20 protein-coding genes are annotated in these 22,105 nt (G+C 70.8%); 14 read left to right on the top strand and 6 right to left on the bottom strand.

Going from position 1 to position 22,105, the window contains the following annotated elements:
- The first annotated feature begins 110 nt into the window (after positions 1-110).
- The gene (locus tag NGJ44_RS21235) at positions 111-1,679 is read left to right on the top strand and encodes a DUF1800 domain-containing protein (protein WP_251865645.1); all 1,569 of its coding nucleotides are present in this window, start codon (positions 111-113) and stop codon (positions 1,677-1,679) included.
- Positions 1,676-3,049, top strand: a complete 1,374-nt coding sequence (locus tag NGJ44_RS21230; protein WP_251865643.1) for a DUF1501 domain-containing protein — start codon at positions 1,676-1,678, stop codon at positions 3,047-3,049. The genes NGJ44_RS21235 and NGJ44_RS21230 overlap by 4 nt, the downstream gene beginning before the upstream one ends.
- A 15-nt stretch (positions 3,050-3,064) precedes the next feature.
- On the opposite strand, the gene NGJ44_RS21225 is transcribed toward NGJ44_RS21230, so the two are convergent.
- Positions 3,065-4,036 carry a Bug family tripartite tricarboxylate transporter substrate binding protein gene (locus NGJ44_RS21225; RefSeq protein ID WP_251865641.1) on the bottom strand — a complete coding sequence of 324 codons (972 nt, stop codon included), beginning with the start codon at positions 4,034-4,036 and terminating at the stop codon, positions 3,065-3,067.
- 92 nt (positions 4,037-4,128) lie between these two features.
- Positions 4,129-5,292, bottom strand: coding sequence for a 4-oxalomesaconate tautomerase (locus NGJ44_RS21220; RefSeq protein WP_251865639.1), 1,164 nt, complete (start codon positions 5,290-5,292; stop codon positions 4,129-4,131).
- Between the two features lie 61 nt (positions 5,293-5,353).
- Between NGJ44_RS21220 and NGJ44_RS21215 the strand changes: the two genes are divergently transcribed.
- The 5 genes from NGJ44_RS21215 (at position 5,354) to NGJ44_RS21195 (ending at position 8,547) form a co-directional block, all read left to right on the top strand.
- Positions 5,354-6,289: a LysR family transcriptional regulator gene (locus NGJ44_RS21215; protein WP_251865637.1), complete on the top strand. Its 936-nt coding sequence runs from the start codon at positions 5,354-5,356 to the stop codon at positions 6,287-6,289.
- The gene (locus NGJ44_RS21210) at positions 6,286-6,759 is read left to right on the top strand and encodes a GNAT family N-acetyltransferase (protein ID WP_251865635.1); all 474 of its coding nucleotides are present in this window, start codon (positions 6,286-6,288) and stop codon (positions 6,757-6,759) included. The genes NGJ44_RS21215 and NGJ44_RS21210 overlap by 4 nt, the downstream gene beginning before the upstream one ends.
- A 73-nt stretch (positions 6,760-6,832) precedes the next feature.
- Entirely contained in the window at positions 6,833-7,198 is a 366-nt protein-coding gene (locus NGJ44_RS21205; protein WP_251865634.1) for a COG4315 family predicted lipoprotein, read from the top strand.
- A gap of 28 nt (positions 7,199-7,226) precedes the next feature.
- Positions 7,227-7,736: an RNA polymerase sigma factor gene (locus NGJ44_RS21200; RefSeq protein WP_251865632.1), complete on the top strand. Its 510-nt coding sequence runs from the start codon at positions 7,227-7,229 to the stop codon at positions 7,734-7,736.
- A gap of 1 nt (position 7,737) precedes the next feature.
- Positions 7,738-8,547 (top strand): anti-sigma factor family protein, encoded by an 810-nt coding sequence (locus NGJ44_RS21195; RefSeq protein ID WP_251865630.1) that lies wholly within the window; start codon positions 7,738-7,740, stop codon positions 8,545-8,547.
- Between the two features lie 12 nt (positions 8,548-8,559).
- On the opposite strand, the gene NGJ44_RS21190 is transcribed toward NGJ44_RS21195, so the two are convergent.
- The 3 genes from NGJ44_RS21190 to atzF are packed head-to-tail and all read right to left on the bottom strand — an operon-like array spanning position 8,560 to position 14,800.
- Positions 8,560-9,285, bottom strand: a complete 726-nt coding sequence (locus NGJ44_RS21190) for a GntR family transcriptional regulator (protein ID WP_251865628.1) — start codon at positions 9,283-9,285, stop codon at positions 8,560-8,562.
- A 2-nt stretch (positions 9,286-9,287) separates the two neighbouring features.
- Positions 9,288-12,941 carry an urea carboxylase gene (gene uca / locus NGJ44_RS21185; protein WP_251865625.1) on the bottom strand — a complete coding sequence of 1,218 codons (3,654 nt, stop codon included), beginning with the start codon at positions 12,939-12,941 and terminating at the stop codon, positions 9,288-9,290.
- 32 nt (positions 12,942-12,973) lie between these two features.
- The gene (gene atzF, locus NGJ44_RS21180; RefSeq protein WP_251865623.1) at positions 12,974-14,800 is read right to left on the bottom strand and encodes an allophanate hydrolase; all 1,827 of its coding nucleotides are present in this window, start codon (positions 14,798-14,800) and stop codon (positions 12,974-12,976) included.
- A gap of 332 nt (positions 14,801-15,132) precedes the next feature.
- Here atzF and urtA point away from each other — a divergent pair, with 332 nt between their 5' ends.
- The 6 genes from urtA to arsC all read left to right on the top strand — a co-directional run bounded on the left by urtA (position 15,133) and on the right by arsC (position 21,272).
- The gene (urtA, locus tag NGJ44_RS21175) at positions 15,133-16,386 is read left to right on the top strand and encodes an urea ABC transporter substrate-binding protein (RefSeq protein ID WP_053246275.1); all 1,254 of its coding nucleotides are present in this window, start codon (positions 15,133-15,135) and stop codon (positions 16,384-16,386) included.
- A gap of 14 nt (positions 16,387-16,400) precedes the next feature.
- Entirely contained in the window at positions 16,401-18,023 is a 1,623-nt protein-coding gene (urtB, locus tag NGJ44_RS21170; RefSeq protein WP_251865621.1) for an urea ABC transporter permease subunit UrtB, read from the top strand.
- On the top strand, positions 18,020-19,147 hold the full coding sequence (gene urtC / locus NGJ44_RS21165) for an urea ABC transporter permease subunit UrtC (RefSeq protein ID WP_251865619.1): 1,128 nt from the start codon (positions 18,020-18,022) through the stop codon (positions 19,145-19,147). Before urtB ends, urtC begins: the two co-directional genes overlap by 4 nt.
- Positions 19,144-19,983 carry an urea ABC transporter ATP-binding protein UrtD gene (urtD, locus tag NGJ44_RS21160; protein ID WP_251865617.1) on the top strand — a complete coding sequence of 280 codons (840 nt, stop codon included), beginning with the start codon at positions 19,144-19,146 and terminating at the stop codon, positions 19,981-19,983. The genes urtC and urtD overlap by 4 nt, the downstream gene beginning before the upstream one ends.
- Before the next feature lie 28 nt (positions 19,984-20,011).
- Positions 20,012-20,710: an urea ABC transporter ATP-binding subunit UrtE gene (gene urtE / locus NGJ44_RS21155; protein WP_251865615.1), complete on the top strand. Its 699-nt coding sequence runs from the start codon at positions 20,012-20,014 to the stop codon at positions 20,708-20,710.
- A gap of 130 nt (positions 20,711-20,840) precedes the next feature.
- Positions 20,841-21,272, top strand: coding sequence for an arsenate reductase (glutaredoxin) (gene arsC / locus NGJ44_RS21150; protein WP_251865613.1), 432 nt, complete (start codon positions 20,841-20,843; stop codon positions 21,270-21,272).
- Between the two features lie 15 nt (positions 21,273-21,287).
- Here arsC and NGJ44_RS21145 read toward each other — a convergent pair whose 3' ends face one another.
- Positions 21,288-21,893, bottom strand: coding sequence for a phosphatase PAP2 family protein (locus NGJ44_RS21145; RefSeq protein WP_251865612.1), 606 nt, complete (start codon positions 21,891-21,893; stop codon positions 21,288-21,290).
- On the opposite strand from NGJ44_RS21145, the gene NGJ44_RS21140 reads away from it, so the two are divergent.
- A partial coding sequence (locus NGJ44_RS21140; protein ID WP_251865610.1) for a hypothetical protein occupies positions 21,892-22,105 on the top strand: 214 nt, incomplete at its 3' end. The two genes, NGJ44_RS21145 and NGJ44_RS21140, sit on opposite strands and share 2 nt — an antisense overlap.

Below are 22,105 nucleotides of genomic sequence, written 5' to 3'. Positions count from 1 at the left end.
GGCTCGCGGGAACTACGACTTAAGTCGTAGTCTCTCGTCCTAACGGCGGTATTGAACCGCCGCGGCCTCTTGAGTACCTTAGCTTTTCGCGCCAGACGAGAGGTGTCCGCATGACCGCCGCGCCGCCGTCCGCGGCCGACGCGCAGGCCGCTTTCGCCCGGTATCCCAAGCCCACGGCCGGCCAGGCCTCGCGGTTCCTGGCCCAGGCCACGTTCGGCCCCGCGCCGGCCGACATCGAGGCGGTGATGCGCGACGGCTATGCCGCGTGGCTCGATGCGCAGCTCGAGATGCCGCCTTCGCAGACGCATTTCGACTGGCTCATCGCGCAAGGCAAGAACACCGAGGAGTTCAAGGGCAACGGCATCAACGCGCCGCTGGAATCCACACTGTGGCGCAAGTTCATCTCCGCGCCGGACCAGGTGCGCACGCGCGTGGCCTTTGCGCTGTCGGAGATTTTCGTGGTGGGCGTGTCTGCCATCACGGCGTCCTGGCCGCTGTTCGGCGCGGCCGGGTTCATGGACCTGCTGGCCGAGCACGCGCTGGGCGATTACCGCGAGCTGCTGACGGCGGTGTCGCGCAATCTGTCCATGGGCTGCATGCTGACGTACCGCGGCAACCGCAAGGAAGACCCGCGCACGGGCCGCCACCCCGACGAGAACTACGCGCGCGAAATCATGCAGTTATTCAGCATCGGGCTCGTGCTGCTCAACGACGACGGCACGGTCAGGCTGGTGGACGGCAAGCCGGTGGAAACCTACACCAATGCCGACGTGCAGGGCCTGGCCAAGGTGTTCACGGGCTGGGACCTGGACGGCCCCGAAACCGACGTCGGGTTCCACCGCCGCCCCATGGCGCTGAACAATGCCCTGCATTCGATGGCCGAGAAGCGTTTCCTGGGCGCGGTGATTCCGCCCGGCACCGACGGCCATCTGTCGCTGGCGCGCGCCATGGAGGTGATCAGCGGCCATCCGAACGTGGCGCCTTTCATCGGCACGCAGCTCATCCAGCGGCTGGTCACGAGCAACCCCAGCCCGGCTTACGTGGCGCGCGTGTCGACGGTGTTCAACGACGACGGCAGCGGGCGGCGGGGCAATCTGAAGGCCGTGGTGCGGGCCATTCTGCTGGACCGCGAGGCGCGCTTCCCCGACCTGGATTCTCCCGCCTGGGGCAAGGTGCGCGAGCCCATCGTGCGCTTCGCGGCCTGGGCCCGCGCTTTCGGCGCCACGTCGGTGAACGGCGCCTGGGCCATGCCCGACACCACCGACAACACCATCCGGCTGGCGCAGAGCCCCATGCGCTCGCCCAGCGTGTTCAATTTTTTCCGGCCTCGCTATACGCCGCCGGTCACCGAGCTGGCCCGGCGCCACCTGGTCGCGCCCGAGCTGCAGATCACCGACGAAACCAGCGTGGCGGGATATCTCAACTTTCTTTCCATCTATGTGGACCGGGGCTGGGAAGACCTGCAGACTTCGTATGCGGCGGAGATGGCGCTGGCGGGCGATGCCCGGGCGCTGGTGGACCGCATCGTGCTGCTGCTGGCGGGCGACGCCTTCAGCGCGCAGACCGCGGCGGCCATCGCCGCGGCGGTGGAGAAGATTCCGGCCGGCCGGCCGCGCGACCGGGTGCGCGCGGCCATCATGCTGGTGGCTGCCACGCCCGAATACCTGGTGCAGAAATGAACCGGCCCGACTCGCCCGACCGCCGCCGCTTCCTGCGCCGCGCCTGCGCCCTGGGCGCGGCGGGCGGCGCGCTGCCCATGGCCGTCAACCTGGCGGCGCTGGGCGCGGCGGCGGCGCAGTCCGCGCCCGCGCAATCCTACAAAGCGCTGGTCTGCGTCTTTCTGTATGGCGGCAACGACCCCTACAACACGCTGGTGCCCTGCGACGAAGCCGCCTATCGCGCCTACGCCAGGGCGCGCACCGACATCGCGCTGCCCCGCCAGGCGCTGGCGGGCACCGCGTTGACGCCGGAAGGGTCCGGTGGTCCGGGCATGCAATTCGCGCTGGCGCCCGCGCTGGCGCCGCTCAAGCCCTGGTTCGAGCGCGGCCGCATGGCGGTGCTGCTCAACGTGGGCCCGCTGGTGGTGCCCACCACCAAGGCCGAGTACATCGGCGCGCGCGTGCCGCTGCCGCCCAAGCTGTTCTCGCACAACGATCAGCAATCGTACTGGCAGGCGCTGGCCCCGGAAGGCGCGGCGTCGGGCTGGGCGGGCCGGCTCACCGATCTCTTCGCCGGCGCCAACGCGCAGCGCAGCTTCACCGGCATTACGGCGGGCGGCTCCACGGTGCTGCTGGCGGGCCGTCAGGTGGCGGGATACCGGGTAGGCGTGCAAGGCTCGACGCGCATTGAGCTGCTGCAGCGCGATATGTACGGGTCCAGCGACTGCACCGCGCTGCTGCGCCGGCTCATTACCCAGCCGCGCGAGCACCTGATGGAGCGCGAGCTTTCGCGCATCGCGGCGCAGTCCATCGACGCCGATACGCGCCTGCGCGCGGCGCTGGCCGGTGTGGCGGTGCCGGGCGACTTCTCCACGCCGCTGGCGCAGCAGCTGCAGATCGTCGCCCGCATCATCGCGGCGCGCGAGGCGCTGGGTGCGCGCCGCCAGGTGTTCTTCGTGTCGCAGAACGGCTACGACAACCATACCGGCCTGCGCGACACCCACCCCGCCCTGCTCGGGGAACTGGGCCAGGCGCTGTCGGCCTTCCAGCAGGCCATGGAAAGCCTGGGCGTGGCCGGCCAGGTCACCACCTTCACCGCCTCGGAGTTCGGCCGCACGCTGGGGTCCAACGGCAACGGCTCGGACCACGGCTGGGGCGCCCACCATTTCGTGCTGGGCGGCGCCGTCAAGGGCGGCCGCTACTACGGCACGCATCCCGATATCGCCGTGGACGGGCCCGGCTTCGTCGACAACGGCCGCCTGCTGCCCACCATGGCGGTGGATCAGTTCGGCGCGGCGCTGGGCCGCTGGTTCGGGGCGGAAGAAGACGAGCTTGGGCTCGTGTTCCCCAATCTGCGCCATTTCGACGCCCGGGCCGTCGCGCTGTTCTGACCGCGCCCCCGCTCCTCAGTTTGCCGCCAGGCGCGAGCGCGAGGCGAGCTGTCGCCAGCGCTGCACTTCGCTCTGCACGAAGGCGCCCAGCTCCGCCGGCGACGAGCGGCGGACCTCCGCGCCCTGCTCGCCGATCTTGGCGCTCACTTGCGGATCGGCCAGGGCCTGGTTGAGCGCGGCGTTGAGCTTTTCCACCACGGCGGGGTCCGTCTTCGCGGGCGCGAAAATGGCGTACCACTGCGGCACTTCCACGCCGGGCACGCCGGCCTCGGCCAGCGTGGGCAGGTCGGGCAGCACGGCGCTGCGGTCGTGGCCGGCCACCGCGAGCGCGCGGATGCGGCCCGACTTCAGGTGCGGATAGGCGCTGAACAGGCTCGGGAACATCACTTGCGTGGTGCCGGCCAGCGTATCCGTCATGGCGGGCGCCGAGCCCTTGTAGGGCACGTCGAGCATGGTGGCGCCGATGGCCTGGTTGAAGAGCTCGCCCGCCACGGCGGGCGCGGTGCCGGGGCCGGCCGAGGCAAAGCTCAGGTCGTTGGGGTGTTCATGCGCGTAGCGCACCAGGCCCGCCACGTCCTTCACGTCGAGCGTGGAAGACACCACCAGCAGCGTGGGCGAGCTGGCCACCATGCCGATGGGCGCGAAGTCCTTGACCGGATCGTAATTGAGCTTCTGCAAGGCGGGATTGATGCCGTGCGTGCCGATATAGCCCAGCATCAGCGTGTAGCCGTCGGGCTCGGCGCGGGCCACGTAGTCGGACGCGATGGCGCCCTGCGCGCCGGGCTTGTTGACCACGATGACGGTCTGGCCCAGCAGCTCGCCCATTTTCTGGCCCACCACGCGAGCCAGCGCATCGTTGCCGCCGCCAGGGGCGGTGGGAACGACCAGCGTCACCGGGTGATCGGGGTAGGCGGCCTGCGCGGGCGCCTGCCCGAGGGCGAAGGCGAGCGCGGCGGCGCAGGCAAGTCGGAACAAGGCGGGTTTCATGATGCGTCTCCTGAATGAAAAATGGTCTCTGCCGGACCTGGAAAACAAGGCGCCGCGGCGGGCGCCCGGCGAAATGCGTATCGGGGGCGTGTTCAGGCGTGTTGGGGCGGGGCCGGCTCCGGCCAGGCGGCCGCGAACGGCAAGGGATGGATGGCCCGCTGCGCCGGCCAGGCCGCCTCGGGGACGTATAGCGTGCCCTTCATGATCTTGCGCGCGGTGCGCACCAGGGCGGCCGTCCGCACGCCGGAGCCGTCGGGCTCCAGCGCCACGTCGATCTCCATGGCGCCGCCGGGGTGCTCGACCCGCACCGCGCGCCGCCCCGGGGCCGGCGCGGGGCCGCCGCAATCGTGCGCCACGGTGCCGGGAATGAGGAAGGCCGCCGCCACGCCCACCGCGCCGGTGGCGGCATGGGCCCGATGGCAGGCCCAGGGCGTGAAGTAGCGCGAGCGGATGGCCGCGCACGCCTGGCCGGCGTCCATGGCGGCGGGCGACACGAGCACGGGCTTGGGAATGACGCTGGCGCTGACGTCGCCCAGCCCCATGCGCGCGCCCGCCTCACGGCGCAACGCCTCCAGCCTGGCCAGCAGGGCGGCGTCGCCGTCCAGCGCCTGGGGCGTTTCGTCGCCGCGCAGGCTGAAGCTGGCGGCGGGCATCAGCACCATGGGCATGGCGGCGTCGATGAGCGTGGCGGGCACGCCGTCCAACCGCTCCTGGCGGCGGCCGGTCGGGAACAGCCGGCCCGTGACCGCGCCCCAAGCCTGCAGGAAATTCAGGCGCACCGGCGCGGCGGAGCCCGCCACGCCGTCGATGCGCGTGTCGCCCTCGTAGGTGATGCGCCCGCCCGGCGTCTGCGCCACGGCTTCGATGACGGCGCCCGTGTTGACGTTGTGCACGCGCACGGCGGTTTCGCCGTCGCGCGCCGGCACCAGCCCTTCCTCGATGGCGAAGGGCGCGGCGCCGGCCAGCATGTTGCCGCAGTTGGGCCGCGTGTCCACGCAGGCGCGGTCCACCGAAACCTGCGCGAACAGGTAGTCGATGTCGCAGCCCGGCCGCGAGGAGCGCGAAACGATGGCCACTTTGCTGGTGAGCGAGTTGCCCCCGCCCAGTCCGTCGACCTGCAGGGCATGGGGGGAGCCCATGGCGGCCAGCAGGACGCGGTCGCGCTCGGCGGGGTCGGCGGGCAGCCAGTCGGCCAGGAAGAAGGGGCCGCGCGACGTGCCGCCGCGCATCAGGACGCATGGGATTTCGGTTTTCATGCCGCGCATTCTGAGCGCGGCGCGCTAATATTTGAATTGCAACTTATGGATTGATTAATGCATGTCACGCATCAATTTCGATTTGCAGGAATTGCAGGCATTCGTGGCGGTGGCCGAGCGCAGCAGCTTCCGCGCCGCCGCCGAAGACCTGCACCTGTCGCAACCGGCGCTCAGCCGGCGCATCGACAAGCTCGAAGACCTGCTGGGCGCGCGCCTGCTGGAGCGCACCACCAGGCGCGTGGCCCTGACCAGCGTCGGACGGGTCTTCCTGGAGCGCGCCCGCGGCGCCATCGATGAACTGGAGCGCGCCGTGCTCAGCATCGGCGATCTCGCGCTGCAGCGCGGCGGCCTGGTCACCGTGGCCTGCGTGCCTTCGGTGGCGTATTACTTCCTGCCTTCGGTGATCCGCGAGTATGCCGAGCGCTTTCCCCGCATCCGCGTGCGCATCATCGACGAAACGGCCAACACCGTGCTCAACAGCGTGGTGTCGGGGCGCGCGGACTTCGGGATCAGCTTCTTCGGCACCCAGGAGCCGGACGTGGATTTCAAGGCTGTGCTGCGCGAGGACTTCGTGCTGGCGCTGCGCAAGGACCACCCGCTGGCCGGCCGCCGCAGCATCGCCTGGGAAGACTTGGCCGGCGAGCGCTTCATGACCGTGGCCAAGGAAAGCGGCAACCGCCTGCTCATCGACGACGCCCTGGCCAGGAGCGGAAAGCGCACCGTCAGCGCCTTCGAGGTCAGCCACGTGATGACGCTGCTGGGGCTGGTGGAGGCGGGCCTGGGCGTGGCGGCGGTGCCCCAGCTCGCCATGCCGCTGCACGGGCATGCCACGCTCACCGCCATCAAGCTCGAACACCCGCGCGTCACGCGCACGCTGGGGCTGATCTCGCGCCGCGGCCGCCCGCTGGGTCCGGCCGCGCAGCAACTCTACCACCTCATCCGCCAGACCGGCAGGACGGCCAAGCGCCAGCCCGCCGCCGCGCCGCCCTCGCCATGAGCCCCGACGACACCCCCGTCCTGCGGCCGGCGAGCGAGGACGACCTGCCCTTCCTGCTGGCCCTGCGGCGCGCCGCCATGGGCCCGCACCTGCGCCGCGCGGGCGCGCCGCTGGACGAGGCCAGCATGCTGGCGCGGGTGCGGCACCGTTTCGAGGACGCGCGCATCGTCTGGCTCGGCGGCCGGCGCGCCGGGCTGTTCAAGGTGACGCGCGAACCCGGGCGGTGGCACGTGGCGCAGATACAGATCGACCCGTCCCTGCAAGGCCGGGGGCTGGGCCGCCGCCTGCTGTCCGGCCTGCTCGACGAGGCCGATGCGCAGGGCGTGCCGGTCACCCTGTCGGTGCTGAAAGACAACCCCGCCAGGCGCCTGTACGAGTCGCTGGGCTTTGCCATCGTCGGCGCGGGCGCCCTGGAGTACGACATGCGCCGCGAGCCGGGGCGCAGGTTTTTTTCCGCGCCGGGGGAATAAACCCGGCCCGCCGGTCGTCTACTGGAAGCAGTCCCCCTTTCCCCTTCCATTCGATTCCTTTGCGAGGCTCATCATGCGCATTCCATTCGCCGCCGCCCTGCTCATCGGCTCTTCCGCGCTTTGCGCGTCCGCGCTGGCCCAGCCTGTCAAGACCCAGGACGGCATCCTGGTCGACAGCGCGGGCATGACGCTCTATACCTTCGACAAAGACAGCGCCGGCAAGAGCGCCTGCAACGACCAGTGCGCCCAGAACTGGCCGCCGCTCGCGGCCGACGCCGGCGCCAAGCCGCGGGGCGATTTCACCGTCATTACCCGCGACGACGGCTCCCAGCAATGGGCGCTGCGCGGCAAGCCCCTGTACCGTTTCGTCAAGGATGCCAAGCCGGGCGACAAGACCGGCGACAAGGTCCGCGACATCTGGCACGTCGCCAAACCCTGAGGCCGCGCCTGCCGCCGTGCCTACCGCCATGCGCGACGACGAAGCCCGCATCGTGGCCTGCATCCCCAGCCTGCGCCGGTATGCGCGCGGGCTGACGGGCGACCCGCACCGCGCCGACGACCTGGTGCAGGACACCCTGGAGCGGGCCTGGAGCCGGTATTCGCGCTGGCAGCGGCGCGGCGACCTGCGCGCCTGGATGTTCGGCATCATGCACAACCGCTATATCGACGGCCTGCGCGCCAGCGCGCGCCGCGCCGAAGACTCCCCGCCCGAGGGGCTGCCCGAGGTGCCGGTGCGCGCCAGCCAGGCCGACGGCCTGGAAATGCGCGACCTGGACCGCTGCCTGCAGGCCCTGCCGCCCGAGCAGCGCACGGTGCTGCTCCTGATCGGCGTGGAAGAGCTCTCCTACCAGCAGACCGCGCAGGCGCTGGACGTGCCGCTGGGCACGGTGATGTCGCGCCTGTCGCGCGCGCGGGAGCGGCTGGCCGCGCTGATGCAGGGACGCGAACCCGTCAATCGTCTGCAGCGCGTGAAATGACATGAACGATCCCCGTATCCGCCCGGTTCCCGCCCCCGGCGCCCCCATCGCCGAGGCCGACCTGCACGCCTATGCCGACGGCTGCCTGCCCGCGGCCCGACGGACCGAGGTGGAGACTTTCCTGGCCTCGCACCCGCAGGACCGCGCCCGCGTGGAGACCTGGCAGGCGCAGCGGCGCGTGCTGCATGCCTTGCTGGACCCGGTGCTGGACGAACCCCTGCCCTTGCGCCTGCCCCTGCGTCCGCCGCCTCGCCGCATGCCCTGGCGCGCGCTGGCCGCCGCAGCGGCGGCGGCCGTGGTGAGCGCCGGCGCGGCCTGGCTGGCGCGCGGCGAACTGGATGCCCGCCGGGCGCTGGCCGCGCAATCGCAGGCGGCCGCCGTCCCCCATTACGCGCAGCGCGCGGCCGTGGCCTACGCGGTCTACGCGCCCGACCGCGGACGCCCGGTGGAAGTGCCGGGCAGCCAGGAACAGTCGCTGGTCGCCTGGCTCACCCGCCGCCTGGGCGCGCCCGTGCGCGCGCCGTCCCTGGGCGCGGTGGGCTACGAGCTGGTCGGCGGCCGCCTGCTGCCGGGCGGCGCGGGGCCGGTGGCGCTCTTCATGTACGGCGCGCCCGACGGCCGGCGCCTCACGCTGTATGTGACGCGCGAGGCCACGGGCGGCGACGCCGCCTTCCGGTTCACCCGCGAGGGCCCGGTCAACGTCTTCTACTGGGTCGAAGGCCCGTTCGGCTACGCGCTGTCCGGCGCGGTCAGCCGCGAGGAGCTGCAGCGCGTGTCGCAAGAGGTTTACCGGCAGTTGTCGCCGGGCTGACGCGCGCGGCCCTCAGCCGCCGGCGGCGCGCGCCTCGTGCAGCATGTGCAGGGTGATCTTCCGCACTTCGGCCTTGCTCATTCCGATGTGCGAGCGCAGCATGCGGCAGGCTTCGTCCGCCCGGCGCGCCAGCACCGCCCGCAGGATGGCCGCGTGCTCGGCGTAGGTGGCGTCCACGCGGAAATCCTTGGTGAAGTCCAGCCGGCGGATGATGCGGATCTTCTCCGTGACGTCGCGATGGATCTGCGCCATCTCGGCATTGCCGGCGGCCGCCACCAGCGAGCAATGGAACGCCTCGTCCAGCTGCGCCACCAGCCGGCCGTCCAGAATGCGCTGCGGCGCGGGCGCCAGCCAGACGTCGGCGAGCGCGCCCAGCATGCCCGACTCGTCCATGCGCTCGCGGGCGCACAGCCGCTCCACCGCCGCCGTCTCCATCACCACGCGCACGTCGTACAGCGCCTCAAAGCGCTCGAAGTCGAACGGCCGCACCTGCCAGCCGCTGCGCGGGCGCGGCACCACGTAGCCTTCGCGCTCCAGCCGGGCCAGCCCCAGCCGCACCGGCGTGCGGCTGACGCCCAGCCGCGCAGCCAGGTCCGCCTCGGTAAAGCGCTCGCCCGGCAGCAGGCGGAAATCGAACAGATCGTCCTTGAGGCGTTGGTAGACCTGGTCGGCCAGCGAGCCGGTCAGCGCCGGGGTCTGGCGGATGGCGGGACCGGCCTGCACCGATGCGATCTTCATGCTCAGTCCACCGGGCAATCCGCATCCTCCGCCAGCACGATCAGGGGATCGCCGGCGTTCACCGGCTTGCCGGGCACGCAGCGAATGGCCGCCACGGTGCCCGACGCCGGCGCGATGACGGAAAGCTCCATCTTCATCGCCTCCACCACCACCAGGGTGTCGCCGGCCGCCACGCTCTGGCCCACCTGCACCGGAATCTTCCAGACGTTGCCGCACATGTCGGCGCTCACCAGCCGCTCGCCTTCGCGCAGGGCGGCATCGCCGGGCGCGGCGGCGGTCGGCGGCTCGGCAACGCAGTCTTCGGTCTTCCACAGGGCCGCCTCGGCATCGAAAGCCGCTTTCTGGCGGGCCTGGAAGGCGGCGATGCTTGCCGACTCCGCTTCCAGGAAGCGCCGGTGCGCGGCGAAGTCGAATACCTCTTCCTCGATGCGCACGCCGGCGCGGCCCTGGCGGAAATCCTCGCGCAGCGCGTCCAGCTCCGCCTCGCTCACCGGATAAAAGCGCACCTGGTCGAAAAAGCGCAGCAGCCAGGGCTTGCCGTCCTGGAACGCAGGGTTCTTCAGGAACTTGTTCCAGATGGGCAGCGTGCGGCCCACCAGCTGATAGCCGCCGGGCGAGTCCATGCCGTAAATGCACATGTACACGCCGCCGATGCCCACCGTGCCCTCGGCCGTGAAGGTGCGGGCCGGGTTGTACTTGGAGGTGAGCAGGCGGTGCCGCGGATCCACGGGCACGGCGCAGGGCGCGCCCAGGTAAACGTCGCCCAGCCCCATGACGAGATAGCTCGCGTCGAAGACGATGCGGCGCACGTCCTCGCGCGAGTCCAGCCCGTTGATGCGCTGGATGAAGTCCACGTTGTTGGGCAGCCAGGGCGCGCTGGCGCGCACGGTTTCCTGGTAGCGCCGCACCGCGCCCAGCGTGGCGGAGTCTTCGAAAGCCATGGGCAGGTGGACCACGCGCGTGGGCACCTTGAGCGTGTCCACGTCGGCCAGGCCGGCCTCGATTTCCAGCAGCCGGGCGACGAGCGCGTGCTGCAGGATCTCGCGGCTTTCGTAGCGGATCTGCAGCGAGCGCACGCCGGGCGACAGCTCTTTCACGCCCGCGATGGGCTGGCGGTCCAGCGCCTCCATCAGCAGGTGCACGCGCATGCGCAGCGCCAGGTCCAGCACGTTGTCGCCGTATTCCAGCAGCAGGTAGCCGTCGCCCGCCTGGCGGTACGACACGGCCGGCCGCGAACCCGAGGCCGGCAAGGCCGCCACGATGGTTTCCGAGGGCAAAGCGGAGCACACCGGCGCGGTGCGCGCCGGCGCGAATGCCGGCGGCGCCAGCGGGGGCACGGGCCGCAGTCCGGCCACGCTGAGGTCCTGCGCCTGCTCCAGCGCCACCGCGTGGGCGTAGTCCATGCGCACGAAACGGATGCGGTCGCCCGGCTTGACCTGCCCCACCTTCCACAGCTCGGCCTTGGCGATGGTCACCGGGCAGACGAAGCCGCCGAGGCTGGGGCCGTCGCGCGTGAGGATGACCGGGCTGTCGCCGGTGAAGTTCACGCTGCCCACGGCGTACTCGCAATCGTGGATGTTGGACGGATGCAGGCCCGCTTCGCCGCCGTTCTCGCGCGCCCACTGCGGCTTGGGGCCGATAAGCCGCACGCCGAGCCGGTTGGAGTTGTAGTGCACCTCCCAGTCCGTGTCGAAGAAGGCCTCGATGGAACCGGGCGTGAAGAAGTCGGGCGCGCCGTGCGGGCCGTACAGCACGCCGATTTCCCAGCGGCTGCCGTAGGCCGGCACCAGCTCGGGCGGCGCGGCCTGCGGCTCGTCCTGGGGCGCGGCCGGCGCGCCGGGCAGCCCGGGCTGCACCAGCGGCAGCATGTCGCCCACCCGCAGCGTCCGGCCGGCGTGCCCGCCGAACTGGCCCAGCGCGAACGTGGCGCGGCTGCCCAGGTAAGGCGGCACGTCGATCCCGTTGCGCACGGCGATGTAGCCCCGGCAGCCCGACAGGGCGCGGCCCGTGGCCAGCACCTGGCCCGAGCGCACGGGCACCGGCCGCCACAGCGGCACCGGCTCGCCGTCCAGCGTGGCGGCGCAATCCGCGCCCGTCAGCGCGATCACCGTGTCGCCATGGAAGCGCAGCGTGGGGCCGACCAGCGTGGTTTCGATGCCGGCCGCGTCGGGCGCGTTGCCCACGATGCGGTTGGCCAGGCGGAACGCATAGTCGTCCATCGGCCCGGAGGGCGGCACGCCGATGTCCCAGTAGCCCACGCGGCCCGGATAGTCCTGCACGCTGGTGTAGGTGCCCGCCTCCACCACTTCGATGGCGGCCGGACGGTACTCGAAATTGTCCAGAAAGCGCGTGGAGAGCCGCGCCTGGCGGAACCGCTCGTCGGCCACGACCTGCCGCAGATAGTCCAGATTGGTGGCGATGCCCGCCAGCCTCGTGCGCGCCAGCGCGTCGCCCAGCCGGTCCAGCGCCTCGTCGCGCGTGGCGCCGTGCACGATCAGCTTGGCGAGCATGGGGTCGTAGAACGCGGGCACCTCGGTGCCGGTTTCCACCCAGCCATCCACCCGCGCATCCCGCGGGAAGCCGACCTCGGTGAGCACGCCGGGCGAAGGCTGGAACTGGCGCAGCGGGTCTTCGGCATACAGGCGCACCTCGATCGACGCGCCGCGCGGCGGGCGCGACATGGCCTCCCAGTCCAGCGGCTCGCCCGCGGCCACGCGCAGCATGCACTCGATCAGGTCCAGCCCCGTCACCGCCTCGGTCACCGGGTGCTCCACCTGCAGCCGCGTGTTGACCTCCAGGAAATAGAAGCGGTCCTGCGCCGTGTCGTAGATGAATTCCACCGTGCCGGCCGAGCGGTAGTTCACCGAGGCGCCGAGCTGCACCGCCGCCTCGTGCAGCGCCTGGCGCGTGGACGGCGGCAACAGCGGCGCGGGCGTTTCCTCGATGACTTTCTGGTTGCGGCGCTGCACGGAGCAGTCGCGCTCGCCCAGCGCCAGCACGCGGCCGCGGCCGTCGCCGAAGATCTGCACCTCCACGTGGCGCGCATGGTCCACGCAGCGTTCCAGGAAGGCGCCGCCGTCGCGGAAGAAATGCTCGCCCATGCGCTGCACGCTGTCGAAGGCCACGGTCAGCTCGGCCTCGTTCGCGCAGCGCGACAGGCCGATGCCGCCGCCGCCCGCCGTGCTCTTGAGCATGACCGGGTAGCCGATGCGCTCGGCCTGGGCCAGCGCCTCGCCCAGGCTGGACAGCAGGCCCGTGCCCGGCGTCATGGGCACGCCTGCGGCGGCGGCCAGTTCGCGCGCCCGGTGCTTCAGGCCGAACTCGCGGATCTGGCGCGGCGTGGGGCCGATGAAGGCCATGCCCGCGGCCTCGCAGGCCTCGGCGAATTCCGCGCTTTCGGACAGGAAGCCATAGCCCGGATAAATGGCCTGCGCGCCCTGAGCCCGGGCCGCGGCCAGCAACAAGTCGGCGCGCAGGTAGCTGTCGGCCGCTTTTTCGCCGCCCAGCGCCACGGCGACGTCGGCCTCGCGCACGTGGGCCGCGTTGCGGTCGGGGTCGGAATACACGGCCACGCTGCGGATGCCCAGGCGCTTGAGGGTGCGGATGGCGCGGACGGCGATTTCGCCACGGTTGGCGATCAGAACGGTATCGAACACGGTGCGACTCCTGGTCTATCGGATTTGCGGATTCAGTGCTTGAGGCTGGCCAGATAGGCGCGCCAGCCGCCGAAGCGGGTGATGTCGAGCGCGCCCTCCAGGCCGCATGGCTCGCAGATGAAGCCCTTGACCTGGCGCCCGTCCGCCAGCTCCAGCGTGCCTATGCCCAGCGGCGCGGGGATCTCGGCCACGAACGCGCCGAAGCGGGCGGCGGGCACGTCCCACAGTTCCACCTCGATCGGCGCGCCCGACTCGGCGCGCACCAGTCCGGGCTTGGGCGGAACGGTGCCGGCCAGCGCGTAGAGGCGGTAGCAGGCGGCGCTGTGCGTCTGCTCGACGAACACGGCTTCGCGGCCGAGGAGCTGGTGATTCAGCGGCATGCCGCGCAGGTGCGCGCCCACCACCGCCACCCGCACGGTGTGCGGGTCCGGCGCGGGGCCCGCCGCGCCGGCGGCCGGCGGCAGCGGCGCTCCGGTCGCGCCCAGCGGCAGGCCGCGGGCCGCCTGCCAGCGGCGGCCGAATCCGGCCAGCGCGGCGTCCTGCCATGCGCGCCCGATGAGCGTGATGCCCGCCGGCAGTCCGTCGGCGCGCATGCCGCCGGGCAGCGCCAGCGCCGACAGGTCGGCCAGGTTGGCGAAATTGGTGTAGACGCCCAGGCGCGAATTCAGCGTCACCGGATCGGTCTGCAGCTGCGCGATGGTGTAGATGGAGGGCGAGGTCGGCACCACGAGCGCGTCGCAGCCTTCCAGCGCCAGGTGGATGCGGCGGCTGAGTTCGGCGCGGCGGTATTCGGCCTTGAACGCGTCCGCCGCGCTGTATTGCGCGGCCTGTTCCACGATGCCCCGCACCACGGGGTGGATGGCGTCGGGCCGCTCGCGCCACAGCGGCTCCACGGCGACGAAACGCTCGGCCACCCAGGGCCCCTGGTAGAGCAGCGCGGCCAGTTCCTCGAAGGGCGCGAAGTCGATGGCTTCGATGACGGCGCCGTCCGCGCGCAGGTCGTCCAGCGCGCGGCGAAAGGCCGCTTCGGCCTGCGCGTCGCCGAAGAATTCGAGCGCGCCGGGCACGGCCAGGCGTGGCCGCGCGGACCAGGCGGGCGCCGCGCCCAGCGGACCCGTGCGCGAGTACGGATCGCTGTCGTCGCGGCCGCCCGCGAGACTTGCCGCGAGCCAGGCGTCGTCCACCGTCAGCGCAAACACCGATACGCAGTCCAGCGTGCGGCAGGCGGGCACCACGCCGGCGGTGCTCAGCCAGCCCTTGGTCGGCTTGAGGCCGACGATATTGTTGAAGCCCGCGGGCACGCGGCCCGAGCCGGCCGTGTCGGTGCCCAGCGAGAACGGCACCAGCCCGCGCGCCACCACCGAAGCCGAACCCGAGCTGGACCCGCCGCTGACGTAGGCCGGGTCGAAGGCGTTGGGCACCGCGCCGTGCGGCGAGCGCGTTCCCACCAGGCCGGTGGCGAACTGGTCGAGGTTGGTCTTGCCGACCAGCACGGCGCCGGCGGCGCGCAGGCGGCTCACCACGGTCGCGTCCCGCCGAGGCGCGTAGGCGAAGGCCGGGCAGGCCGCCGTGGTGTCGAACCCCTCGGCGTCGATGTTGTCCTTGACGGCGAACGGCACGCCATAGAGCGGCAAGCGCGACAGGTCGCCGCCCGCGGCCTCGCGCCGCGCCTGCAGCGCCTCGAGCTGGCGCGCCAGGCCGGCCGCGTCCACGCGGCTGATCCAGGCGTTGTCCGCGGCCTGCCCGGCGGCCGCGAAGCCGGCCAGCAGCGTCTCGGGCCGCGCCCCTTCCCGGTATGCGGCCTGCCATTGGGCGATGGTCCACCCCTGCGGGGCCTGCTGCCTGGTGTCGGCGTTCATGCTGGAATCCTCACTGGTATACAAGTACGGATTCCCAAGCAATCGGCATGCCATGCCGCGCCCCACGCCCGTTTTCCCTCTGGCGCGGGGCTGGCCGGCAGGCTGCGCACCGCGGGCCGCGCACCGCGTGCGGGCGCGGCGGGCACCGGGCTTGTGCATCGGGCACCAGTTTGAACCGCGCCGCGCCGGCCTCGCCCGGCCCGCGCGGCGCGCGCCCGGCCCCGCCCTTTCCTATGGCGGGCGTCCCTGCGCATGCATCTGGCATGCGTTTTGCTTTTGGCTCCTCATCCGATGCGGAATCCGCCGCCGGCCCATCCTCTCCAGGAGTCAACATGAAACGCAGACTAGCCCTCAAGCAACTGACCGCCGCAAGCCTGTTGGCGCTGTCCGGCTGGATGCCGCACGCGCACGCCGCCGAAGACACGATCAAGGTCGGCATCCTGCATTCGCTGTCGGGCACCATGGCCATCTCGGAAACCTCGCTCAAGGACGTGGCGCTGATGACCATCGACGAGATCAACGCGCAGGGCGGCGTCATGGGCAAGAAGCTGGAGCCCGTGGTGGTGGACCCCGCTTCCAACTGGCCGCTGTTCGCCGAGAAGGCGCGCCAGCTGCTGTCGCAGGACAAGGTGGCGGTGGTGTTCGGCTGCTGGACCTCGGTGTCGCGCAAGTCCGTGCTGCCGGTATTCAAGGAGCTCAACGGGCTGCTCTTCTATCCCGTGCAATACGAAGGCGAGGAGCTGGAGAAGAACGTGTTCTACACCGGCGCCGCGCCCAACCAGCAGGCCATTCCCGCCGTGGAATACCTGATGAGCGAAGACGGCGGCGGCGCCAAGCGCTTCGTGCTGCTGGGCACCGACTACGTCTATCCGCGCACCACCAACAAGATCCTGCGCGCCTTCCTGCATTCCAAGGGCGTAAAGGACGAAGACATCCAGGAGGTCTACACGCCCTTCGGCCATGCCGACTACCAGACCATCGTGGCCAACATCAAGAAGTTCGCCACCGGCGGCAAGACGGCGGTGATCTCCACCATCAACGGCGACTCCAACGTGCCCTTCTACAAGGAGCTGGGCAACGCCGGACTGAAGGCCACCGACGTGCCGGTGGTGGCCTTCTCGGTGGGCGAGGAAGAGCTGCGCGGCGTGGACACCAAGCCGCTGGTGGGCCACCTGGCCGCCTGGAACTACTTCGAGTCGATCAAGAACCCGGCCAACGCCGCCTTCATCAAGAAATGGAAGGACTACGCCCGGGCCAAGAATCTCCCCAACGCCTCCACCGCCGTCACCAACGACCCCATGGAAGCGACCTACATCGGCATCCACATGTGGAAGCAGGCCGTGGAGCAGGCCAAGAGCACGGACGTGGACAAGGTGATCGCGGCCATGGGCGGCCAGAAATTCAACGCGCCCGACGGCTTCACCGTGGAAATGGACAAGACCAACCATCACCTGCACAAGCCGGTCTACATCGGCGAGATCAAGCCGGACGGCCAGTTCAACATCGTGTGGAAGACCAAGGGCCCCATCCGCGCCCAGCCGTGGAGCCCGTATATCCCCGGCAACGAAGGCAAACAGGGCCTCTGAGGCAAAGGGCAGCCATGCGCATCGCGGCAATCGCAGTCACTCTGCGCCATCTCCTGCTTGCCTGGCTGCTGGCCATGCCGGCGCTCGCCTCCGCGGCGGCGCCGCGCGTGGACCAGGCCATGCTCGCCCCGCTCGCGGCCGGGGACACCCAGGCCAGGCTGGACGCGATTGCCGCGCTGGGCGCGGCGCCCGGCGCCGAAACCGTGCTGCAGGCCCTGGGCGGCGACCAGCTCTATGCCGCGCCCGACGGCAGGGTGCTGATCAGCGAGGACGGCATTCTGGCGCTGGATCCGGCCACCGGCCGGCAGGAAAGCCTGCCGCCGGGCTCGGAGGGCCTGAGCATCAACAACCGCCTGCGCCGCGCCATCGAGGCGGCGCTGGCCACGACCCGCCTGTTTTCCGACGACGCCGCACAGCGGCTGGCCGCGGCGCGCCGGCTCCAGCAGTCGGGCGACCCGTCGCGGCTGCCGCTGCTGGACCGGGCCCTGGCGGCGGAGCGGAACGAGGAAGTGCGCGCGGCGCTGGAAATCGCGCAGGCGAACCTCGAACTCAAGAGCGAGGACGCCGCCGTGCGCCGGCACGCGGTGGAATTGCTGGGCAAGACGGGCAATGCCGCGTTCCGCTCCACGCTGGCCGCGCTGACGGCGCAGCGCGACGGGGCCTATGCCGAGCCCGATCCCGGCGTGCGCGAGGCCGCCGCCGCAGCGCTGCGGCGGATCGACCGCCACCTGGCCACCATCGAATGGGCGGGCAATCTCTTCTACGGCGCAAGCCTGGGCAGCATCCTGCTGCTGGCCGCGCTGGGGCTGGCCATTACCTTCGGACTGATGGGCGTCATCAACATGGCGCACGGCGAGCTGCTGATGATCGGCGCCTACGTGACCTACGTGGTGCAGACGCTGTTCCGCGCCTGGCTGCCCGGCTGGCTGGACTGGTACGTGGCCGCGGCGCTGCCGGCCGCCTTCGTGGTGACGGCGCTGGTGGGCATGGCGCTGGAACGCACGGTGATCCGCTGGCTGTACGGACGCCCGCTGGAGACGCTGCTGGCCACCTGGGGCATCAGCCTCATTCTCATGCAGGCCGTGCGCAGCCTGTTCGGCGCGCAGAACGTGGAAGTGGGCAACCCGAGCTGGATGTCCGGCGGCATCACCGTGCTTGGCGGACTGGTGCTGAGCTACAACCGCCTCGTCATCATCGGCTTCGCGCTGTTCGTGGTGTTTCTGGTGTGGGTGCTGCTCAACCACACGCGGCTGGGGCTGTTCGTGCGCGCCATCACGCAGAACCGCCGCATGGCCGACTGCGTGGGCGTGCCCACCGGCCGCGTGGACATGCTGGCCTTCGGCCTGGGTTCCGGCATCGCGGGCCTGGCCGGCGTGGCGCTGTCCCAGCTCGGCAACGTGGGGCCGGACCTGGGACGCGGATACATCGTCGATTCCTTCATGGTGGTGGTGCTGGGCGGGGTCGGCCAGCTCGCCGGCACCGTCATCGCCGCGCTCGGGCTGGGCGGCATCAACAAATTCCTGGAGCCTTACGCGGGAGCCGTCATGGCAAAGATCACCATCCTGGCGCTCATCGTGCTGTTCGTGCAGAAGCGGCCGCAAGGCCTGTTCGCCCCGCGCGGCCGGAGCGTCGAATGAAACAGACCGCCTTGACCGACCTGGCGCTGCAGGCGCGCCGCCCGCTGTTTCCGCCCCGCGGCTGGGCCGCCCTGGCCGCGGCCGCCGCGGCGCTGGCCCTGCTGCCGCTGCTGAACCTGGCGTTTCCGCCCGGGCACGCGCTGCACGTGTCGGCCTACGCGGTGGCGCTGCTGGGCAAGTTCATGTGCTACGCCATCGCCGCGCTGGCCCTGGACCTGGTGTGGGGCTATGCCGGCATCCTGTCGCTGGGACACGGGCTGTTTTTCGCGCTGGGCGGCTATGCGCACGGCATGTACCTGATGCGCGCCATCGGCCGCGACGGCGTCTACCAGAGCGACCTCCCGGACTTCATGGTGTTCCTGGACTGGAAGCAGTACCCCTGGTACTGGTCGTTCACGGAACACTTCTGGTACGCCATGCTGCTGGTGGTGGCGGTGCCCGGCGCGCTGGCGTTCGTGTTCGGCTACTTCGCCTTCCGCTCGCGCATCAAGGGCGTGTATTTCTCCATCATCACGCAGGCGCTGACGTTTGCCGCCATGCTGCTTTTCTTCCGCAACGACACGGGCTTCGGCGGCAACAACGGATTCACCGATTTCAAGCGCATCCTGGGATTCGACATCACCGCGCCCGGCACGCGCGCGGCGCTGTACTGGATCACGCTGGCGGCGCTGGCGGGCGCGCTGGTGCTGGGGCGGGCCGTCACGCAATCCAAGCTGGGCCGCGTGCTGACCGCCGTGCGCGACGCCGAGAGCCGCCTGCGCTTCATCGGCTACGAGCCGCTGGGCTTCAAGCTTTTCGTCTGGACCCTGTCGGCCATGCTGTGCGGCATCGCGGGCGCGCTCTACGTGCCGCAGGTCGGCATCATCAACCCCGGCGAAATGTCCACCGAGAACTCCATCGAAATGGTGATCTGGGTGGCCACGGGCGGGCGCGGCACGCTCATCGGCCCCATCATCGGCGCCGGCGCCGTCAACGGACTGAAAACCTGGTTCACCAGCGTGCTGCCGGAATTCTGGCTGTACGCGCTGGGCCTCATCTTCGTGCTGGTGACGCTGTTCCTGCCCACGGGCATCGTGGGCCTGGTCCGGCGCATCGCCGCACGCGTGCAGGAGCGACGCGCATGACGAGCACCCACACCGAATCCGCCCTGCTCGACGGCGGCCCGAGCGGCGACGCGGGCTACGGCCGCGTCAGCCCCAAGGGGCTGGACACGAGCCACGGCGCCATCCTGTACCTGGAGGGCATCACCGTCAGCTTCGACGGCTTCAAGGCGCTCAACGATCTCACGCTGGACATCGGCGTGGGCGAGCTGCGCTGCATCATCGGGCCCAACGGGGCGGGCAAGACCACGATGATGGACGTCATCACCGGCAAGACGCGCCCCACGTCGGGCACGGCGTACTTCGGCCAGAACATCGACCTGACCGCGCTGAGCGAAACGCAGATCGCCCACGCCGGCATCGGCCGGAAGTTCCAGCGCCCCACGGTGTTCGAGCAGCACACGGTGTTCGAGAACCTGGAGCTGGCCATGAAGACCGATAAGCGCGTGCGCCCCACCCTGTTCTCGCGCCTGACCGGCGAGCAGGCCGACCGCATCGGCGAAACGCTGGAACTGATCCGGCTGCGCGACCACGTGTGGCGTCCCGCCGGCCTGCTGTCGCACGGGCAGAAACAATGGCTGGAGATCGGCATGCTGCTCATGCAGGAACCGCGGCTGCTGTTGCTGGACGAACCCGTGGCCGGCATGACGGACGCCGAAACCGAGCGCACGGGCGAGCTGCTCAACGAGCTGCGGGGCCGCCATTCCCTGATGGTGGTGGAGCACGACATGGATTTCGTCAACCAGATCGCCGGCGGCGGCAAGGTGACGGTGCTGCACGAGGGCTCGGTGCTGGCCGAGGGCCCTATGGCGAAGGTGCAGGCCGACCCGCGCGTCGTCGAAGTCTATCTGGGGCGTTGAGCCCGCGCACGCACACCAAGGAAATCCGATGCTGGACGTAAGCACTATCGATCAGTTCTACGGCGGCAGCCACACGCTGCGCGGCGTGTCGCTCTCGGTCAGGCAGGGCGAATGCCTGGCGCTGCTCGGACGCAACGGCGTAGGCAAGACCACGCTGCTCAAGTGCGTCATGGGCGTGCTGCCCGTGGCGCGCGGCGAGGTGCGTTTCGGCGGCGCCGACGTCACGCGCCTGCCCCCGCACCAGCGCGCCGCGCGCGGCATGGCCTACGTGCCGCAGGGGCGCGACATCTTCGCCCGGCTCACGGTGGAGGAAAACCTGCTCATGGGCATGTCGGCCAGGCCGGCGTCGCAGGCCCGGCGCATCAAGGAGGAAGTGTTCGAGCTGTTTCCCGTGCTCAAGAGCATGCTGGGCCGGCGCGGCGGCGATCTCTCGGGCGGCCAGCAGCAGCAGCTCGCCATCGCCCGCGCGCTGGTGGCCGAACCCCGGCTCATCATCCTGGACGAACCCACCGAGGGCATCCAGCCCTCCATCATCAAGGACATCGCGCGGGTCATCCACATGCTGCGCCAGCGGGGCGACATGGCCATCCTGCTGTGCGAGCAGTACTTCGAGTTCGCGCGCGAGCTGGCGGACCGCTTCGTGGTGCTCTCGCGCGGCGAAGTCGTGGCCCGCGGCGACCGGGCGGCCATCGACGGCGAAGACGTGCGCCGGCACCTGTCGGTCTGAGCGTCCGCCCGCCGGCCCGGCGCCCGCGCAAACCCGCCGTCGCGGCGGCCTCTCCCAGGGCCGGCCGGACTGCCGGCGGCGCCGGGCGGTGCGGGTATGATGGGCGGACCTCATTTCATTTCCGTCCGCCATGACCGACGTCACCATCTACCACAATCCCAAATGCGGCACGTCGCGCAATACCCTGGCGCTCATCCGCAATGCCGGCATCGAGCCCGAAATCGTGCTGTATCTCGAAAAACCGCCCACCCGCGCCACGCTGAAGGCGCTCTTCAAGAAGGCCGGCATCGGCGTGCGAGATGCGCTGCGCGAAAAAGGCACGCCCTACGAAGAACTGGGCCTGGGCGATCCTTCGCTGTCGGACGACGCCCTGCTCGACGCCATCGAGCAGCATCCCATCCTGCTCAACCGCCCCTTCGTCTCCACCCCGCTCGGCGCGCGCCTGTGCCGGCCCTGCGAGCGGGTGCTCGATATCCTGCCCGCCCCGCAGCGGGGCGCGCTCGCCAAGGAAAGCGGCGAGCCGCTCATCGGCGAGGACGGCCGGCTCGTGAGGAAAGAGTAAGGCCCCGGAGCGCAGTCAGGCGCGGATCCAGCCGCGCGAAATGGGCAGGGCCAGCAGGCGGCGGTAGGCGGCCTGCGCCAGCCCGGTAAGCGGGCCGCCGATGCGTCGCCATGCCGGCGCGGCCACGCCCGCGGCCAGCGGCGCCATGACCAGCGCGCCGGCGATGTCCAGCGGGAAATGCACCCCCAGGTAGACGCGGGACCCTCCCACCGCGATGCCCGCCGCCAGCACCGCCCAACCCCAGCCCGCCCAGCGGCGGTCGAAGATCAGCGTGAACGCCAGCGTGGCGATGATGATGGTGTGGTTGCTGGGAAACGACGAAGTGGGCTTGTGCTTGAAATAGGCCTGGCCCAGCCCCACCACGAAAGGCCGCGCATGCGGCCACAGCGCCCCGGCCGCGTAGCTCATGAGCAGCGCCAGCCCGATTCCGGCCAGCGCCTTGAGCGCCAGGTCCCGCTGCGCCGCGCCGCCCCACAGCCACAGCGCCGTCAGCCCGCAAGGCACCAGCAGGATCAGCCGGTTGGCCAGCAGCAGCGCCGCCTGGATCTGCCACGCCGGCGTAGCCGGATCGGCATTGGCCAGCAGGAACAGGGACTGGTTGAGAGGCTCCAGAAACTCCATGACACGTCATCGTATTGAAATGAACAACACGATGGTAACGGCCTTTCCTCTCAAACCCCTTACAAAAAATGTCCCTCCGCCAAATGGTGTAAGGGCCGCAAACGGCCGCCCCGAAAGGGCCGGAGCCTGCACCAACTGGCCGCGTGCCGCCGGCAATCGCACGCCGCTCGCGCTCAACCCGGCAAGCGCTTCCCCTTCAGGGAAGCCCCTCC

Origin of the sequence: Achromobacter sp. Marseille-Q4962 (assembly GCF_943737005.1) — a bacterium.
Classification (GTDB): domain Bacteria; phylum Pseudomonadota; class Gammaproteobacteria; order Burkholderiales; family Burkholderiaceae_B; genus Achromobacter.
This window is presented reverse-complemented; position numbering and strand designations above follow the sequence as displayed.

Excerpts from the sequence above, each read along its gene's own strand:
- NGJ44_RS21235 (WP_251865645.1), top strand. The coding sequence starts at position 111 with ATGACCGCCGCGCCGCCGTCCGCGGCCGACGCGCAGGCCGCTTTCGCC.
- NGJ44_RS21230 (WP_251865643.1), top strand. The coding sequence starts at position 1,676 with ATGAACCGGCCCGACTCGCCCGACCGCCGCCGCTTCCTGCGCCGCGCC.
- NGJ44_RS21225 (WP_251865641.1), bottom strand. The coding sequence starts at position 4,036 with ATGAAACCCGCCTTGTTCCGACTTGCCTGCGCCGCCGCGCTCGCCTTC.
- NGJ44_RS21220 (WP_251865639.1), bottom strand. The coding sequence starts at position 5,292 with ATGAAAACCGAAATCCCATGCGTCCTGATGCGCGGCGGCACGTCGCGC.
- NGJ44_RS21215 (WP_251865637.1), top strand. The coding sequence starts at position 5,354 with ATGTCACGCATCAATTTCGATTTGCAGGAATTGCAGGCATTCGTGGCG.
- NGJ44_RS21210 (WP_251865635.1), top strand. The coding sequence starts at position 6,286 with ATGAGCCCCGACGACACCCCCGTCCTGCGGCCGGCGAGCGAGGACGAC.
- NGJ44_RS21205 (WP_251865634.1), top strand. The coding sequence starts at position 6,833 with ATGCGCATTCCATTCGCCGCCGCCCTGCTCATCGGCTCTTCCGCGCTT.
- NGJ44_RS21200 (WP_251865632.1), top strand. The coding sequence starts at position 7,227 with ATGCGCGACGACGAAGCCCGCATCGTGGCCTGCATCCCCAGCCTGCGC.
- NGJ44_RS21195 (WP_251865630.1), top strand. The coding sequence starts at position 7,738 with ATGAACGATCCCCGTATCCGCCCGGTTCCCGCCCCCGGCGCCCCCATC.
- NGJ44_RS21190 (WP_251865628.1), bottom strand. The coding sequence starts at position 9,285 with ATGAAGATCGCATCGGTGCAGGCCGGTCCCGCCATCCGCCAGACCCCG.
- atzF (WP_251865623.1), bottom strand. The coding sequence starts at position 14,800 with ATGAACGCCGACACCAGGCAGCAGGCCCCGCAGGGGTGGACCATCGCC.
- urtA (WP_053246275.1), top strand. The coding sequence starts at position 15,133 with ATGAAACGCAGACTAGCCCTCAAGCAACTGACCGCCGCAAGCCTGTTG.
- urtB (WP_251865621.1), top strand. The coding sequence starts at position 16,401 with ATGCGCATCGCGGCAATCGCAGTCACTCTGCGCCATCTCCTGCTTGCC.
- urtC (WP_251865619.1), top strand. The coding sequence starts at position 18,020 with ATGAAACAGACCGCCTTGACCGACCTGGCGCTGCAGGCGCGCCGCCCG.
- urtD (WP_251865617.1), top strand. The coding sequence starts at position 19,144 with ATGACGAGCACCCACACCGAATCCGCCCTGCTCGACGGCGGCCCGAGC.
- urtE (WP_251865615.1), top strand. The coding sequence starts at position 20,012 with ATGCTGGACGTAAGCACTATCGATCAGTTCTACGGCGGCAGCCACACG.
- arsC (WP_251865613.1), top strand. The coding sequence starts at position 20,841 with ATGACCGACGTCACCATCTACCACAATCCCAAATGCGGCACGTCGCGC.
- NGJ44_RS21145 (WP_251865612.1), bottom strand. The coding sequence starts at position 21,893 with ATGGAGTTTCTGGAGCCTCTCAACCAGTCCCTGTTCCTGCTGGCCAAT.